The 16,801-nt window shown below is 40.3% G+C and carries 12 protein-coding genes; all 12 read right to left on the reverse strand.

Annotation, left to right across the window (positions count from 1 at the left end; translation table 11 throughout):
* Positions 1 to 36 precede the first annotated feature (36 nt).
* Positions 37 to 1,587 carry a SusD/RagB family nutrient-binding outer membrane lipoprotein gene (locus tag PREBIDRAFT_RS10455; protein WP_004337609.1) on the reverse strand — a complete coding sequence of 517 codons (1,551 nt, stop codon included), beginning with the start codon at positions 1,585 to 1,587 and terminating at the stop codon, positions 37 to 39.
* 25 nt (positions 1,588 to 1,612) lie between these two features.
* A complete protein-coding gene (locus PREBIDRAFT_RS10460) occupies positions 1,613 to 4,726 on the reverse strand; it encodes a SusC/RagA family TonB-linked outer membrane protein (protein WP_004337610.1) in 3,114 nt (1,037 codons plus the stop codon).
* Positions 4,727 to 5,092: 366 nt separating this feature from the next.
* On the reverse strand, positions 5,093 to 5,479 hold the full coding sequence (locus PREBIDRAFT_RS10465; protein ID WP_004339892.1) for a DUF1573 domain-containing protein: 387 nt from the start codon (positions 5,477 to 5,479) through the stop codon (positions 5,093 to 5,095).
* Positions 5,480 to 5,584: 105 nt separating this feature from the next.
* Positions 5,585 to 6,079 carry a DUF4112 domain-containing protein gene (locus tag PREBIDRAFT_RS10470; protein ID WP_004337612.1) on the reverse strand — a complete coding sequence of 165 codons (495 nt, stop codon included), beginning with the start codon at positions 6,077 to 6,079 and terminating at the stop codon, positions 5,585 to 5,587.
* A gap of 380 nt (positions 6,080 to 6,459) precedes the next feature.
* The gene (locus tag PREBIDRAFT_RS10475) at positions 6,460 to 6,939 is read right to left on the reverse strand and encodes a hypothetical protein (RefSeq protein ID WP_004337613.1); all 480 of its coding nucleotides are present in this window, start codon (positions 6,937 to 6,939) and stop codon (positions 6,460 to 6,462) included.
* Positions 6,940 to 7,007: 68 nt separating this feature from the next.
* Positions 7,008 to 8,774, reverse strand: coding sequence for an AAA family ATPase (locus PREBIDRAFT_RS10480; protein WP_004337614.1), 1,767 nt, complete (start codon positions 8,772 to 8,774; stop codon positions 7,008 to 7,010).
* A gap of 17 nt (positions 8,775 to 8,791) precedes the next feature.
* The gene (locus PREBIDRAFT_RS10485; RefSeq protein WP_004339894.1) at positions 8,792 to 11,329 is read right to left on the reverse strand and encodes a transglycosylase domain-containing protein; all 2,538 of its coding nucleotides are present in this window, start codon (positions 11,327 to 11,329) and stop codon (positions 8,792 to 8,794) included.
* A gap of 51 nt (positions 11,330 to 11,380) precedes the next feature.
* Complete coding sequence (gene miaA / locus PREBIDRAFT_RS10490; RefSeq protein WP_004339895.1) at positions 11,381 to 12,289, reverse strand: tRNA (adenosine(37)-N6)-dimethylallyltransferase MiaA; 909 nt, start codon at positions 12,287 to 12,289, stop codon at positions 11,381 to 11,383.
* 4 nt (positions 12,290 to 12,293) lie between these two features.
* Complete coding sequence (gene lpxA, locus PREBIDRAFT_RS10495) at positions 12,294 to 13,067, reverse strand: acyl-ACP--UDP-N-acetylglucosamine O-acyltransferase (protein ID WP_004337617.1); 774 nt, start codon at positions 13,065 to 13,067, stop codon at positions 12,294 to 12,296.
* Between the two features lie 16 nt (positions 13,068 to 13,083).
* Positions 13,084 to 14,469 (reverse strand): bifunctional UDP-3-O-[3-hydroxymyristoyl] N-acetylglucosamine deacetylase/3-hydroxyacyl-ACP dehydratase, encoded by a 1,386-nt coding sequence (locus tag PREBIDRAFT_RS10500; RefSeq protein WP_004337618.1) that lies wholly within the window; start codon positions 14,467 to 14,469, stop codon positions 13,084 to 13,086.
* Positions 14,470 to 14,478: 9 nt separating this feature from the next.
* Positions 14,479 to 15,519, reverse strand: a complete 1,041-nt coding sequence (lpxD, locus tag PREBIDRAFT_RS10505; RefSeq protein ID WP_004337619.1) for a UDP-3-O-(3-hydroxymyristoyl)glucosamine N-acyltransferase — start codon at positions 15,517 to 15,519, stop codon at positions 14,479 to 14,481.
* A 43-nt stretch (positions 15,520 to 15,562) separates the two neighbouring features.
* Positions 15,563 to 16,786, reverse strand: a complete 1,224-nt coding sequence (locus PREBIDRAFT_RS10510) for an HD domain-containing protein (RefSeq protein ID WP_004339897.1) — start codon at positions 16,784 to 16,786, stop codon at positions 15,563 to 15,565.
* Positions 16,787 to 16,801 lie beyond the last annotated feature (15 nt).

Consider the following 16,801-nt stretch of genomic DNA (forward strand, 5'->3'; position numbering starts at 1 on the left):
ATTCTAATAATGTATCTTTTAGGTACTTAATAAAAATTACTTTTGCCACCACATCTTTGTAGTGTAGTCGTCGTTTCCTTTGAGTAACTGAACAGCCTTTAGATAGTTGTCCTTGTTTTGGACGCTTTCTTCTTGGTCAAAAGGAATACGATTAGGAACATTAAGGGCAGAGCCAGTGTTCTGTGCTACAGGGAACACCTTAGGGTAGCCCGTGCGACGAATTTCGTTCCAGCCTTCTTGTCCATCAGGGAACATTGCAATCCACTTTTGTACAGCCAAGCGCTCCTTGTTAGCAGCATCGTTACCTGCTTCCCATTTAATGGTAATATTACTTACAGCACCAGCAGATCCGCCATAGTTAATGTCGGCATCTTCATAGCTAGCCATTGTTTTGGTAGCATCGTTAATGTAGTTGTCTACATTGGCAGCACCCCATTGATCGAATGATAGCTTGATACCTAGATTATATAAGTTTTCAGGAGTATCGCCCATTTTCCAATTGAGCATAGCACCTTCTGCTTTGCAGAAAGCCATTTCGGCAGCAGTCATCCAAACACCTTTGGTAAGTTGTGTTACATTAGCAGCCGAGTAGCTTTCACCAGCAATCTTTTTGTTACCAATTTTAGCACCTGCACGGCAACCTATGATAGGACGCTTACCTTTAGTTTTTGTGTTAGAGAAATACTTAGATAGGCGTGGGTCTCCGTAGCCATACATATAGCTTTCGATGTCAGCACATGCGCGGCTATCTCCCCATTCTACAGAAGTTTTCCACTGACCGTTAGGATTGTAAGCTATCTCTAAGTTGTCTTCGTTCTTCTCGATAACGCCATCGGCTACAGCCTGTTCGCCTAGTTCTTTTGCCATTTGAGGTGCTACACCACTAATGCGGATAGCAATGCGAAGCTTCAAAGAGTTAGCATATTTTAGCCATTTAGCCATCTTACCGCCATATACCTTGTCTTGTTCTGCAGCAACAGTAAGGTTAGGGTTGGTAATTAGTTGTCCCTTAATGACTTCTGTTGCGCTATTAAGATCCTTTATGATAGCTTTGTAAACATCTTCTTGTGATGAATAAGCGTTAGGATTTTTAGGATCGGCACCAATAGGAAGTGGACCGTACATATCGGTGTAACGTAAGAAGTTAGCCGACTTTAGGATCAAAGCCCATGCGTACATCACGCCATCACCCTTTGTCAAACGCTTTATTTCATTGAATGCCGAAACAGTTTTAGGCATAGAATCCTTGAAAGGATAGCGCACCCAACCATTAGGAGCATTGAATTTTGCAAAGTTCTTTTCTGCAAAGCCATCGTTGGCGTATGTCATATAACGACCAAGATAGTTACCGATCAAGTCTTCGTTCATCTGGTAAGTATTTTCTTGTTCAGGGAAAGCCTCGTTAGCCATCTGAACGATGAAAGAAGAAGTGATATAGTTATCGCGTTTTAATTCGTCAATACTTAGCTTATTACCAGGGCGGTTATCCTCCTGAAAACCATCAGTACAAGCAGGCATAGCAAAGAGTGTTGCTCCTGCACATACTGCACCAGCAAGTATTTTTGAAATATTATAGTTTGTATTCATTTTTGTCTAAATTAGTGTTATTGGTTTAGAACTTAAGTTTTACATTGAAGCCCATTGTGCGGAGACTTGGCTGCATCAAATAGTCGAAGCCTTGATAATAGGTTCCTGTTGATGCTGTCGACTCTGGATCGAATGGCGCTTTGTTATAAAGCATAAATAGGTTGTGAGCGTTCAAACCAAGGGTTAGCTCCATTCCGCCTAGCCACTTACGTGGGAAAGTATAAGATGCATGTACATCTTGCAAACGGGCATTGGTTGCGCTATAGATATATTCTGACCAAATAGGATTGTCGCCACCTACTACTGAATAATATTTTTCAGCAGAAATAGTTCCGTTGTTAACAGGGATACCACCGTTATCGCGAGCTTCAGCAGAACGCTTAGAAACACCGTAAGCATCCATCAATGCTTGTGTCTGCGACATTACGATACCGCCAAAGCGTGCTGTAATAACGAAACCGAAGTTGAAGCCCTTATAGCCGAAATCGTTAGTGAAGCCAATATTACCCTTTGGCAATACCGAGCCACGATATGATGGGTTAGCTAGGTTTGTCTGAACTACGTTGCCATCTTTTACAATAGGGTTGCCTTCTGGATCGCGAGCAAAGTCGGTTGTCATATAAAGGTCGCCCATAGTACCGCCCTTCTTCAAAATGATGTCGGCACCCTTCAAACCGCCTTGGTTGATAACTTCGTTTTCGTCGGCTAGCAATTCCACGATCTTGTTGCGGTTAGCACTGTAAGTGAAGTTTGTACTCCAATCGAAATCACCCCACTTGTGGTTGTAACCTAATGACAATTCGATACCACGGTTGCGAACGTTACCGGTTTGAACATATTCTCTTGTGAAACCTTCACTAGGAGTGATAGGGCGTAAGAATGTTTGGTTTTTGGTGTTCGACTGATAGAGGGTAACATCCAATGTTAAATTGTTGTTGAAGAAACGCGCAGTAAGACCAGCTTCCCATGAGTCGGTACGCTCTGGCTTGAAGTTGCTAGGGAACTTGTAGGTTACTGTTTCGTAAGTACCTGATGCAGGGTTATAGCCATAGCGCCATGGCGAGGTAATGTTAGCTGATATAGCCGAACCTACAGAAGCCCATGAGCCACGTACCTTCAAGTAGCTGATAAACTCAGGCAATTTAGCCATCTGAGAGATAACAGCCGACATACCTACAGAAGGGTAGAAGAATGAAGGATTGTCTGTACCAGCAAGGGCAGAGTCCCAGTCGTTACGACCTGTAAGGGTTAAGAACAACATACTCTTCCAACCTAATTCCACGTTAGCGAAGATAGAGTTAACGCTATGCTTATAGTAGTCGTAAATAGGACGGTTATCGTTGGTAGGTGTGCCATAGTCAATACCGTTTGGTGTGAATATGTTAGAAGGAGCCTTCAAACCACCTTGGAAACCTGTTACATCGTATTTAGTGCGATTGAATGATGTACCAAGGTTAGCACCAATGCTGTAATCGCCAAGCACCTTGTTTACATTGAACATCAAGTCGCCATAAAGTGCCTGATCGTTTACCTTATCATAGCCATAGAAGCCATATTTAGAGTGTGCAAAGAGGTTGGTAGTAGAAGCGTAACGCTTATCTTCCTGCTTTGTGGCAGCATCGTCCCAGCGAAGACGAGCAGCAACATCCAACCAATCGAAGATCTTGTACTTCAACTGACCACTTACCATATAGCGTGTACGGTTGTTGGTGCGAACCATGCGGTTAGCTACCCAATAAGGGTTTTGCATAGATAGTGCATCGCCGTAGTTCCAGTTTTGCATATAGATACCGCGTGTCTCATCAAAAATCTCATAAGTACGAATAGCATTAAAGCTTTCGCCACGTGGGAAGAGATAAAGACCTGTCAGTGGGTTATAATATTGTCCCTGAGCAGTGAGGTTGCGGTCGTTCTCACGGATATAGTTGAAGTTGAAATCGAATGTCATTCGGTTGTCCTTCAAGAACGATGTAGTGTTACGGAAAGTGAAGTTGTAACGATCGTACTTGTTGTTAGGAAGAATACCCTTAGCATTGGTGGTACCAATAGACAGATAGGTTTGGTTTTTTTCTGTACCAGCCGTCAACGATACGTTGTTCTGAACATTAGAACCTGTATTAAAGAAGTGCTTAGGGTCGAAAGCACCGTAAGGCGATGCTGCCTTAGCACCCCATGACTTTACTTCACCCGGGCGGTTAAGATAAGAATTTTGGAATTCAGGCATGATGAAAGGATTAGCAAACTGTGTGCTGTTGCTGATCGTTACGCTTACCTTACCTTCTTTACCCTTTTTGGTGGTGATCATAATAACACCTTGGGCAGCAGCCGAACCGTAAAGAGCAGCAGCCGCAGGACCAGAAAGGACGTTGATCGACTCAATATCCTCTGGGTTTAGGTCGGCAATACCTTCAGAACCTGGTTGTGAACCATATATACCACCGCTCACTTCACCATTATTAGTGTTGTTTACAGGTACACCATCAATAACATAAAGTGCTTGGTTGCTCTTTGTGATACTCTTAGGACCACGCATAACGACACGGGTAGCACCACCCATACCAGCAGCAGAAGCATTGATGTTTACACCAGCTACTTTACCAGAAAGGGAGTTCATAAAGTTGGCACTCTTAACAGTGTTAAGTGCCTCGCCGCCCACTTTCTGCACATTGTATGAAAGGGCTTTCTCTGAACGCTTAATACCCAACGCTGTTACGACAACTTCTTCAATTTGATGAGCTTCAGGCTGAAGCTTAATGTCAAGTGTAGTTGCTCCGTTTACAGCGACTTCTTGGGTTTTGTAACCAATGTAGCTAACGATTAAAACTGCATCGGCAGGCACATCAAGCACATACTTACCGTCAATATCGGTTTGTGTACCGCTTTGAGTGCCTTTAATGCGGATAGACGCACCAATAACTGGTTCGCCATTCTCATCAACGACAGTACCCGCAACTTTTAAGTTTGCGTTAACACCACGAGCCTTTAGGCTTTCAGAAATAAGTGAACTTTTACCATCTATGGCTGCACTGACATAATTCGTGCGGGCAGCATTAGATGTGCCAACAACATTACTTGCGAATGATGTTAAGCAACAACATGATAAAAATACACTAACTGGAAGGATCTTACCTTTTTGCATTAGTATAAAAAATTTTTATTAATAGAGTATTTACGTTATGGCATTTTAGGTTATCTAACTTAAAATAGGATTGCCCTCTGACACCATTTTTGTAATTTCACCTCCTACTAAGAGGAGGGTTTTAGTTATTATTCTTGTCTACAAACTTAATACTTAAATTTGGATTATCCAAGAAAAAAGGATATGAAAACTAAAAAGGAATTCTAAAAGATAGCAAAGTAAGTTTTTGTAAGGTGTTATCACCTATTTATATTATATATACTAAAGCTGTTGTCAGTATATGTTTAAAATTACTATAAAAGTAAGGGGTAACTGTTTTTGACAGTTACCCCTTGCTTATGGAATGTTTTGAGTGTTATTTTTAACTTAATCGTTCATGACCCCTTCAATGTAAAGGCGTGTCATTTCTGTTTTACCGTTTGTGCGAACTGTAATGCTTTTTCTAAACTTACCAGGGAAACGATCCTTGCCGTTGTAAATAACCTCAATCGTACCTTTCTGACCTGGCGCGATAGGGCGTTTGTCGTATTTAGGTATTGTACAGCCACAACTTGCCACAACCTGATTGATAATCAAAGGAGCATTGCCTACGTTGGTAAATCGGAATGTTGTTTTGTGGATAGGCACGCTAGTACTAAATGTGCCAAAGTTATGTGAAAGCGATTCGAACTTTATTTCAGCTTGGTTTTGCTGTGCCATAGCTGTTGTGAAACCTAGAACAGCAAATAGCATCATAAGGATTACTTTTTTCATATCTAACATTTTTTCTTTCTTAATTAGTATAACTTCTCCCTTTTGTTTCTTATTTGATGCAAAAGTATAGATAAAGTTTATTTCACTGCAATTATTTTACATTAATTAGGAGAAAATTCCCTGCAAAAAATGGAATAAATAGAGGGTTAGTGATGCTAAAATGCTTAGTAATAAGGCTATTAGCGCAATTGAAAGAATGATGAATAAGCCGCTTTGTATGGCTTTTTTATTAACAGTATGGATAGTGGCTTTATCGCCTTCTACAAAACCTTGTACCAATGCCATATTTTGTTTGTTGGCTTTGTGGAAAAAGTCGATAATGTTGCCTATATAAAAAGGGATAAGTCCTAGCAGTATATCGCGAAGCGAATTGTTGATAATAGCTAGTGTGAGCGGAATGCTTTTTACTTTGCGCATAGCAAACCATACATACGTGAGGGCGCAAAAGGAGGCTATAACATCTCCAATGCCGAAGGGTAAAAGTCCTATTATGCCGTCAAGGTAATACTGATCCATCACCTTTTGTATGCGCTCCATGTTTCTATAGCTAGTGCTTTCGCTTATACGCTGCTGTGCTGCTCGTCTTTTTTCTTCGTTCATATTGCATGCTCTTTCGTGCTAAAACTATTATTTATTGTGTATTGCTACAAAAGTAGAAAAAAGGTTTTGATTGTATTTTAAAAATCCAATATTTTAGTATTTTTGTGTTTTTGTAGGTAGAAAATAATTTTATCTGTGAACAGAAGGAATATGATTATTATTTTACGTTTATGGTATAGGTTATCTTTTACATAGCAAAAGGTTACCTTTCACAATGTAAAAGATAACCTTTTAGTGGGTAAAAGGTTATCTTTTGAACCTCAAAAGGTAATCTTTTATTTTTGTAGTTGTAAGGAGTTGATAGTAAGTAGGTTATGAAAGTGGCTATAGCTACTAATATTTGTTTTTTAGATCGAGAAATAATTTTACATTAATTCGGTTTATTGCTCGATGTATTTTACAATAACCTGCTTTCCTTTTGTGGAGAAGCTAATGTTATATTTTCCACCATTTTTCTCCTTTCGTGCGTATGAAATGTAAGTGTCATTGATTTTCCAACAAGTATCTTTTACGGACGCTGCTTTTAGAGTTTGAATGAAACTTTTGTCAGGCAAGGTATCTAGAGTGAGGATAGCAATGTAATTGCCATTTGTCATATTTTCCTCATCGGCTGCTATACTGATAGAATCGGGAATAAAGACAGTTTGTTTTGTAAGTTTATACTTGGGAAAGGTTACAGCGGTAATGGTTTTTAGATCAATCTTTACAGCGTCTTTCTTCTTTGTAGGAGAGAATACTTCGGCTGGTACTGTATCTGTAAGAGGTGCTGCGAAGGTAATACGCTTCCGATTGAAAGTTATGATGAAGAGAATGGCAGCAAGTAAGATGAGGAGTGAGGAGATAAATTTCTTTTTCTGCATAGTGGAGGAAGGGCTTAAAATGGGGAGATGAAGTGATAATATTTTTAAAGGTGTAACTTTTTAATTCTTTAATTTTCAGCATTCAATCTTTTTAGTTTCTTCTTTGCCTCTGGATTATCAGCGCATAGTTCAAGAGCTTTCTTATAATTATTGATAGCTGCATCGGTCATACCTTCGCGCTCGCAATCTTTGCCCATAAGGACATATTCTACGGAGAGTTTCTTTAAGACTTGTTCTTTTTCTTTGCGTTCCTTTTTGAGCTGCTTTATCTCATTGCGTAACAGATTGATAATGTTTAGTTTGCGACGAATATAACGCTGAATAATAGGGCGTTCAATGTCGTAGCGGCTATGGATTGCTAGGAAAAAGTTTTGAAGGAAGCTATCAAAATTGCCTTTGTCAAAAGCTTTAATGGCATCGGAATATTCACGGTCGGCTTTGCTTTGTTTTAAGGCTTTTGAAATGAGATTGTTGTCATTAAAGTGGTGGGCAAAGTGGTTTACCTCAGCACGTACGAATACCTCGCTGTGTTTAAGTGGAGTTTTGAGGGTGATACCTTCTAGCGAGGTGCAACGTGAAAGTGCTACATAGGCTTGTCCTCCTGCAAAGACACCATCGGTGAAGTCGATATTGACATTATTGAATGTAAGTCCTTGGCTTTTATGTACCGTTATAGCCCATGCAAGCTTAATAGGAAATTGGATATAAGTACCTATTTGTTCTTCTTCTATTTTCTTTTCTTCTTCGTTGAAGGTATATCGTACGTTTTCCCATAGTTCACGTTGTACTTGAAGGTCTTGTCCCTCTTCGGTTCTTACGTACAGCATACCTTCTTCCTCATCAATACCAGTGATAATGCCTAGTGTGCCATTGACCCATTGGTGTTCAATGTCGTTTTTGATAAACATAATATGTGCACCAAGTTTTATGTTAAGCTCAATAGGAGTGGGAAGGCTGCTTTCAGGGAAGTCGCCTTTTATCTCGCCGAGAAACATGGTAGGCGTGCCAGGGAGCTGGCTAAGCCCTTCATTATTGATCCAATCGACAGTATCGCGTTTAGAGGAAAGTGTGATAGTAAAGGGCGAAGGCGTGTCCTCGTTGTGTAAGGAAGTAGTAGTAGTTACCCTTTTATTTATCATATTAAAATCATGCGCTGTAGCCTGATTGGTACGGATATGGTCGAGGATAGCGATAAACGTGGGGTCTGATTGGCGATAGACTTTGGTAAGTTCTATACTTACTAAAGGATGTTCACGAAAAATCTTAGCATCGAAAAAGAAGTTGCTAGGATAATAAGGTTGGAGGAGTCGTCTGTCTTCTTCTTTTACAACAGGCTCAAGTTGGTAGATGTCGCCTACAAGTAGAAGTTGCTTTCCACCAAAAGGCTCACGCATATTGCGTGTGTACACACGGAGGAGCTTATCAATGAAGTCGATGATGTCGGCACGCACCATACTTATTTCATCGATGATAATGAGTTCAACTTCGCGTAGCAGCTTCACCTTATCACCATTATATTTTAAGGTTTTGCGAAGATGACGAACCGAATAACGTTGATCGTCGGGAAGGAGTGGGTGGAAAGGAAGTTTGAAAAAGCTATGTAGTGTGCTTCCGCCTGCATTGATAGCCGCAATGCCTGTAGGTGCAAGGATAACACATTTTTTCTTAGTTGTTTGAGCTATATAACGCAGAAGTGTAGATTTTCCAGTGCCAGCTTTTCCAGTTAGGAAAAGCGAATTATGGGTGAATTGGATAATCTGAAGCGCGTTTTGCAATTCAGGATTATCCAAATCAATATCTTGTATGTTTTTTTCTTTTGAATTATATTTGCTCATTTTGTATTGCCTATGAACTAGATTTGTTCCACTTTAGGCTTTTTCATCTGTTTGATAGGTGGTGTGTTCTCTGCGGGTGGCATGTTCTGATGCTCTGGAGCAGCATTATGTTGCGGCATATTAGGCGCTGCAGGCGCAGGGAGTTCCTGATTTTCGATACCATTCTCATCTATATTCTCCTCATTTACCTCCTCTTTATTATTGTCTTGTTGATGAACTCTTGCATTGTTAAGCGTATCGTCAATGGTGTAGGTCTTTTGAGGAACATAAGCATTACAGTTGTAGGCTGCTGGATCAATATCCTCATCGGGATCGAGCTGCCATTTAGCGTGATACTTCTGAAAGCGACGATCGCGCATAAGACTGTATATAAACTCTCCACAAATAGGCAGTGCCGTTTTTGAACCTTGTCCCAAAGCACCTGTTCGGAAGTGGATACTTCGATATTCTCCTCCTACCCATGCTCCTACTACAATCTTCGGGCTTACTGCCATGTACCACGCATCCGAGTGGTTGTTGCTAGTACCCGTCTTACCACCCCAATCGGTGTCGTCGAATATATATTGTTTAAGCGTTCGGCTCGTTCCCTTTGGGTCGGTTAAGCCAGCCTTTAACAATTGCTGCATGAAGAAAGCACTCTTATAAGTGATAGCCTGATTATGATCGCGAGGAGCAACATATACCTCATTGCCCTCTTGGTCGAGAATGCGTGTGATAACCACAGGGTCGCGATGTTCGCCATAGTTGGCAATGGTGCTATAAGCATCGGTCATTTCAAGCAAATTGACATCGCTAGCACCTAAAGCCAATGAAGGCTCGTCTACCATAGGACTCTTAATACCCATTTCTTGCGCTGTTTGGATAATGTTTTTAATGCCCATTTCTTGTCCTAAGCGTACGGCTATAGAATTGATACTCTGTGCAAAAGCTAAGTGAAGCGGAATGGAGTCGCCCGAAAAACGCCCATTGGCATTTGTTGGTCTCCATGTTTGCATGAGTCCTGTTTTCTTATCTAGTACTTGCATGGAAATATATTCATCACGGCGTTTGTCGCAGGGCGTTAAGCCTTGGTTCATTGCTTCTGAATAAACGAAGAGTTTGAAAGTAGAACCTGGTTGGCGTTCTGCCACTACTTTGTCGTATTTCCATGTATCAAAATCGACATCGCCTACCCAAGCGCGTACAGCTCTGGTGTCAGGTTCCATTGCCACCATAGAGCAGTGCATAAACTTTACCATGTAGCGGATAGAGTCCATTGACGACATTTCCTTTTCTATCGTTCCTTTTTCATAATCGAAAAGCTTTACTTTATGCGGCTTGTTCAAGTAATAAAGTACGCTATCTTGATGGTTTGGATATTTTTGTACGAGGTGTTTATAGAAAGGCTGACGTTCGGCAATGCCTTCGATAAAGCCAGGGATAACATTACCTTTTTCATCGCGCCATGGCTCTTGACCTGCCCAATGTTGGTCGAACTCGTGCTGAATGCGCTTCATTTGTTTACGAGCAGCATCTTCAGCGAGTTTTTGCATACGTGTATCAATAGTGGTGTAGATTTTTAAGCCACTACTATAGAGATCGTATCCATTGTCTTTGCACCATCCTTCGAGATATTTTGCTACATAACCTCTAAAGTATTGTGCTTTGCCGTCATAGTTTTCCTCTACGTGAATGTTGAGTTTGATGGGGAGTTTTGTTAGTTGGTCGTATCTATCTTTGCTCAACTCATTATGTGTAACCATATTGTAAAGTACGGTATTACGGCGTTTTAGCGAGTTTTTAGGGTGGAGTAGTGGGCTGTAATAGGTGGTAGCCTTCAACATACCTACAAGCGTTGCGGCTTGTTCGGTGGTAAGTTTGGCAGGAGTGGTGTTATAATAAGTGCGTGCAGCGGTCTTAATGCCGTATGCATTATTACCAAAATCGACGGTATTAGCATACATAGTTAAGATTTCATTTTTAGAATAGATCATCTCAAGTTTGATAGCAATGATCCATTCTTTGCTCTTCATAATAAGCATGCGAAGCCCGGGAATATGTCCTAGAAGTCCACCTGAATATTGGGTGCGGACGCGGAACATATTCTTAGCTAATTGCTGCGTGATAGTAGAAGCTCCACGTGCATCGTTACGAGTGATGGCATCTTTCAAAGCACCGCCAATGCCCATGAAGTCGACACCATGATGGCTATAGAAACGTTCGTCCTCTGTACTGATGAGGGCTTTCCAAAAGTCTGGGGTAACATCGCCATATTTTACAGGGATGCGGTTTTCCTTGAAGTATTTACCGATAAGAACAGAGTCGGCACTGTATACTTCAGAGGCTGCGTATGTAGGGGGAGTTTTAATGTCGATAAAGCCTGGGGATTTACCAAACAAACCTAGAAAGTTGATATCGACCATTCCTAGGTATAAGAAAATAGAGACTATAAATGATACAATGCCTATAGCAAACTTAGTGTACCAAGCTCTACCTTTGTATAGGTGTGCGTACCATGGGAAGAATTTTAGAAATCCTCTGATTATTTTTTTGATAAATGTGAAAAATCGCTTCATCGGTTTAAGTATAATACATGATAAGTATCTTGTAAAGTACAAAAGTACTTATTATCTTGGTGTATCTAATTTTTGATAGATATAATTTAAGATTTCTTCAATATTATCGGGTGTAAACCACTGTATGTCCTTATCTTTATTATACCATGTTAGTTGTTTACGTGCATAGCGGCGGCTATTGCTTTGTATTTTAAAGATGGCTTCGTCAAGGGTGGTAAGTCCGTCGAGGTATTCGAATATTTCCTTATAACCAACGGTGTTGAGCGAATTTAGCTCCCGATATTTATAAACTTTCAGGACTTCTTCGACAAGTCCATCTTTGATCATATTTAAAACACGCTGGTTGATGCGGTTATAGAGTTCTTCACGCTCCCTATTTAGTCCTATTTTAATAATATTAAAAGGGCGTTCTTTAGTGCCATTCGTGCGAAAAGAAGTATAGGTTTTCCCTGTTTGATGACAGATTTCTAAAGCATGAAGCACACGACGGGGGTTTTGTTTATCGACGATAGCATAGTAGGCTGGATCAAGTTGGGAAAGTTCTATGCAAAGGTTATCCAAACCTTCTTTTGCTAATCGCGACATAAGGGCTTGGCGTATATTTGGAAGGACAGTAGGAATGTCGTCAATACCTTTGCACACAGCATCAATGTACATCATTGATCCTCCTGATAAAACTGTTATAGGAGCAGGGTTTTGCTCCATATACTTTATAACATCTTCTTCGTATTTACTAGCCGAATAGTAGTCGGTCAGTTTTAATGTGCCTACGAAAAGATGCTTCACGCGGGCTAGTTGGGTAGGAGTGGGTGCGGCTGTGCCTATGGGTATTTCAGAAAACAACTGACGGGAGTCGGCATTAAGAATAACAGCATTAAAATGTTCTGCTATCTGAAGGGTTGCTTCAGTTTTGCCTACTCCCGTCGGTCCGGTAATAACGATTAAAGTGTTCTTTTTCAAAATATTATTGACGAATAATGCCACGCTCAGAGCTAGATACAAAGTCGATAATATATTGTATCTCCTTTGTTATCTCCATAGTGGCTTTAATCTTCTGTATGTTTTCTTCTTTTGTGCCAGCACTATAGATAATGCGATAAGCATCATGGATGGCTGTGATCTGTTCGTTGCTATAGCCACGACGGCGTAAGCCTATGAGGTTGACTCCACAATATTTGATAGGATCTTTGCCTGCAATAACAAAAGGAGGTATATCTTGTGAGAAGCGACTTCCGCCTTGTACCATTACTCCTCCACCAATATGGCAGAACTGATGGCATAAGACAGCAGCAGAGATGATAGCACCATCATCTACGGTTACTTCTCCTGCAAACTTTGTAGAATTGCCGATGATACAATGTGATCCAATAACACAATCGTGAGCAATATGCATATTCTCCATTAAGAGATTATTGCTTCCGACGATAGTAGTCCCCTTTGATGCTGTTCCTCGAGAGATTGTTACATTTTCACGAATAGAGTTGTTGTCTCCGATTTCGCAGATAGTTTCCTCACCTTTGAACTTTAAGTCTTGTGGCTTGGTAGAAATGCTTGCACCAGCAAGAATTTCGTTTCCATTTCCAATACGCGCACCATAGTTGATAGTAACACTATTCTGGAAATTATTATTATCACCTATAACGGTGTTTTTATCTATATAACAGAAAGGTCCTATGATGTTATTATCGCCTAGTTTTGCTTCTGGATGCACAAAAGCTAATGGACTAATTTGATTCATCGTATATAATTCTTGATTACTTGTTTTTTACAATTTGAGCGGTAAATGAAGCCTCGGCTACAACATTATCGCCAACGAATACATAACCCTTCATAGAGCTAATGCCATGACGAACAGGTCCGAGAAGTTCGACCTTAAACAACAAGGTGTCGCCAGGTACTACCTTTTGACGGAACTTAACATCATCTATCTTTAGGAAATATGTTGACCAGCGTTCTGGCTCCTCAAGCTGGGAAAGTATTAAGAGTCCTCCACATTGTGCCATTGCTTCTACCTGTAGCACTCCAGGCATTACGGGTTCTGCAGGGAAATGACCTTGGAAGAATGGTTCGTTGCTAGTAACATTTTTGACTCCTACAATTGTAGTAGCTCCCATAGCGATAACCTTATCAATCAACTGCATAGGATAGCGATGAGGAAGCAACTCCTTGATACGAATATTGTCCATTAGCGGTTCTATGTTCGGATCATAGATAGGGGCTTGAACATCATGATTTCTAAGTTCTCTACGCATCATACGTGCAAACTTATTGTTCACGGTGTGTCCAGGACGAGTAGCGATAATTCTGCCCTTTAGAGGTTTTCCTATTAAAGCTAAGTCGCCAATAATATCAAGAAGCTTGTGGCGGGTACATTCGTTATCCCACATCAATGGCTTATGCTGAATATAGCCAATATTATTGGCATCAATATGAGGTACATGAAGCAAGTCGGCTAGTTGGTCTAGTTTTTCTTGTTCTAGTTGTTGTTCGTAAATAACAATGGCATTATCGAGGTCTCCACCTTTTATCAAGTTGGCTTGAAGCAAAGGAAGAATATCACGTACAAAAACGAAAGTACGGGCAGATGAAATTTCTTCATCAAACTTAGAAATGCTGTCTAATGTGGCAAACTGGCTACTAATAAACTTTGACTTGAACGAGCACATTGTTGTGATAGAGAAGTCGTCGTCAGGAAGAATGGTGATAACAGAGTCGCCTTCTTTTATTTCAAGTTTCTTGCGAATGATATAGAAATCTTTTGCTGCATTCTGCTCGGTTAGTCCTACTTCTTTAATCTTCTGCACATACATTGCAGCAGAACCATCAAGGATAGGGAACTCGGGACCATTTACCTGTATCAAACAGTTATCAATGCCCATAGCATAGATAGCTGCCATTGCATGCTCAATCGTACCTACGCGTACATCACCTTTTATGAGTACTGTGCCACGTTGGGTTTCTTCCACATACTCTGCAACAGCATTGATTATAGGCTGACCTTCTAAATCGATGCGTTGTATTCTATAGCCAGTGTTCTCTGGAGCAGGGTTAAAGGTAACGGTGAGGTTTAAACCTGTATGTAGTCCTATACCGAATAGGGAGAAACTTCCGTTAAGGGTTTTCTGCTTTACTGTTTCCATGTATGTGTGTTATTTGTTTTTCTTTAATTCTTCTATTTCTTTTTGTAAAGCGTTTAATTGCTTATACATATCAGGCAAACGTTGGAAGATGGCTTGCGACTTAAAGTAATTGCGCTGAGGCATAGGAGGGGTACCTATGAGTTGTTGTCCATCTTTCAAACTTCCTGGCACACCAGATTGTGCTCCTAAGAATACTTGATTGCCTATGGTAATGTGTCCTGCTATACCTACTTGTCCACCAAACATACACCATTGTCCTACCTTTGTAGAACCAGCAATGCCTACTTGAGCACTCATTACAGTGTTTTCACCAATGTCATTATTGTGGGCTATTTGTACAAGGTTATCAAGTTTTACACCCTTACGTAGATAAGTACTTCCCATTGTAGAGCGGTCGACACAGGTATTTGCACCAATCTCTACATTATCCTCTATGGTAACGATACCAATTTGTGGGATCTTATCATAGCAATTGTTCTCTGGGTTAGGAGCAAAACCGAAGCCATCAGCACCAATCACACTTCCTGCATGAATGATTACATTGTTGCCTAATTTGCAACTATGATAAATAGTAGCATTGGGATAAATAATACAATGAGAACCGAGGTGGGTGCCATCCATAATAGTAGCATGAGGATATACCATTGTGCCATTGCCTAAAACGACGTTATCACCAATGTAAGCAAAAGCACCAATATAAACATCTTTGCCTATTTTTGCTGTTGGGGAAACGAAAGCCATAGAGTCGATGCCTTGTTTCTTTGGCTTCATACTTTCGTATAGTTGTAGAAGTTTAGCTACGCAATCACGCGCATTATCAACCTTGATAAGTGTAGCTGTGGTAGGCTGATCAAGTGTGATAGACTTATCAACTAAAACAATTGAAGCCTCAGTGGTATAAAGATAGTGGGTATATTTTGGGCTAGCTAAGAAAGAAATAGCTCCTTTTTTGCCTTCCTCTATTTTGCAGAAATCATTGATGGTAACATTTTCATCTCCTTCAATCTGTCCCTGAATAAATTGTGCAATTTGTTTTGCAGAAAATTCCATGCTAAAATATTATGATTGTTTGGAATGCAAAGGTATAGAAATTTTATTGAAAACGTTGATAACACATATAATATTTCTTTATTTTCTTGGATAGTAGGCTGGTACTTAAAAGATCAGACGCCTCTGCAATATCTTTTAATTCTCCATTGGGATAGAGAATACTAATGTGGTCTTCATCGGGATTGTACATATCTTTTTGAAGTGTGTCAACACTCATAAAGTATTTTGCCTCATCAAAACTTATATCTGCTTTGAGGGCTATTTCTTCTAGCAAATGGGTTTGTTCTTCCACGCTGATGGGTTCTTCTCTCACTTCCACCTTGAAAGGACACCTATTGATAAGGTTTTTAGCTAGTGTTGATAAGATCTTATCTGGAAGATTTTGCCAATTTTTTAATGCTGTCCAAATGTCGTTATCATCAAGAAGAACATAGTTTTCAAAAGCTTCTTCATGATTTATGAAATACTCTTTATCTACTTTTTTTTCAAGAAAATAGAGAAGGGCAGGTGGTGCAAATAATTTCTCTCCACGTTGTACCAATTCTTTTGCTCTTAACAAAGCATTGATGAGTACTTTCTCGGACGCCACAGTGGTTTTGTGAAGATATACTTGCCAATACATTAATCGGCGTGAGGTGAGGTAATTTTCTATGGAGTAGATGCCTTTTGCGTCTACTACGAGTGTGTCATCCACTATATTGAGCATCTTGATGATACGTGCCGAGCCTACACTCGCCTCGTTTACTCCCGTAAAGAAGCTATCTCGGCGAAGATAATCAAGACGGTCCATATCAAGTTGGCTACTAATGAGCTGGTGTAAAAACTTCTTTGGATAAGTATTCTTAAAAATGGAGATAGCAAGGGTTAAAGCTCCGTTCTGCTCTTTATTCATCTTCTCCATCATCATCAATGATATGTCTTCGTGCGAGATACCATTGATGAGCGTATGCTCCAATACGTGGGAGAAGGGTCCATGCCCTATGTCGTGCATAAGGATAGCGGCTTCTACGGCTTCGGCTTCACTATCAAAGATGAAAATCCCCTTTTGTTCAAGTGTGAGAATTGCTTGTGTCATAAGGTGAAAAGCACCTAATGAGTGTTGAAATCGTGTGTGTTGCGCTCCTGGATAAACCTCTGAAGCTAGCCCATTTTGCTTTATCCTTCTAAGCCTTTGCATAAAAGGATGCTTTACAATATTCAATAATAATCCTTTGGGTACATTGATAAAACCAAACACAGGGTCGATAATAATTTTGCTTTCGCTCATACTTTTGTTGTTCTT

Source organism: Prevotella bivia DSM 20514 (genome assembly GCF_000262545.1).
Lineage (GTDB): Bacteria > Bacteroidota > Bacteroidia > Bacteroidales > Bacteroidaceae > Prevotella > Prevotella bivia.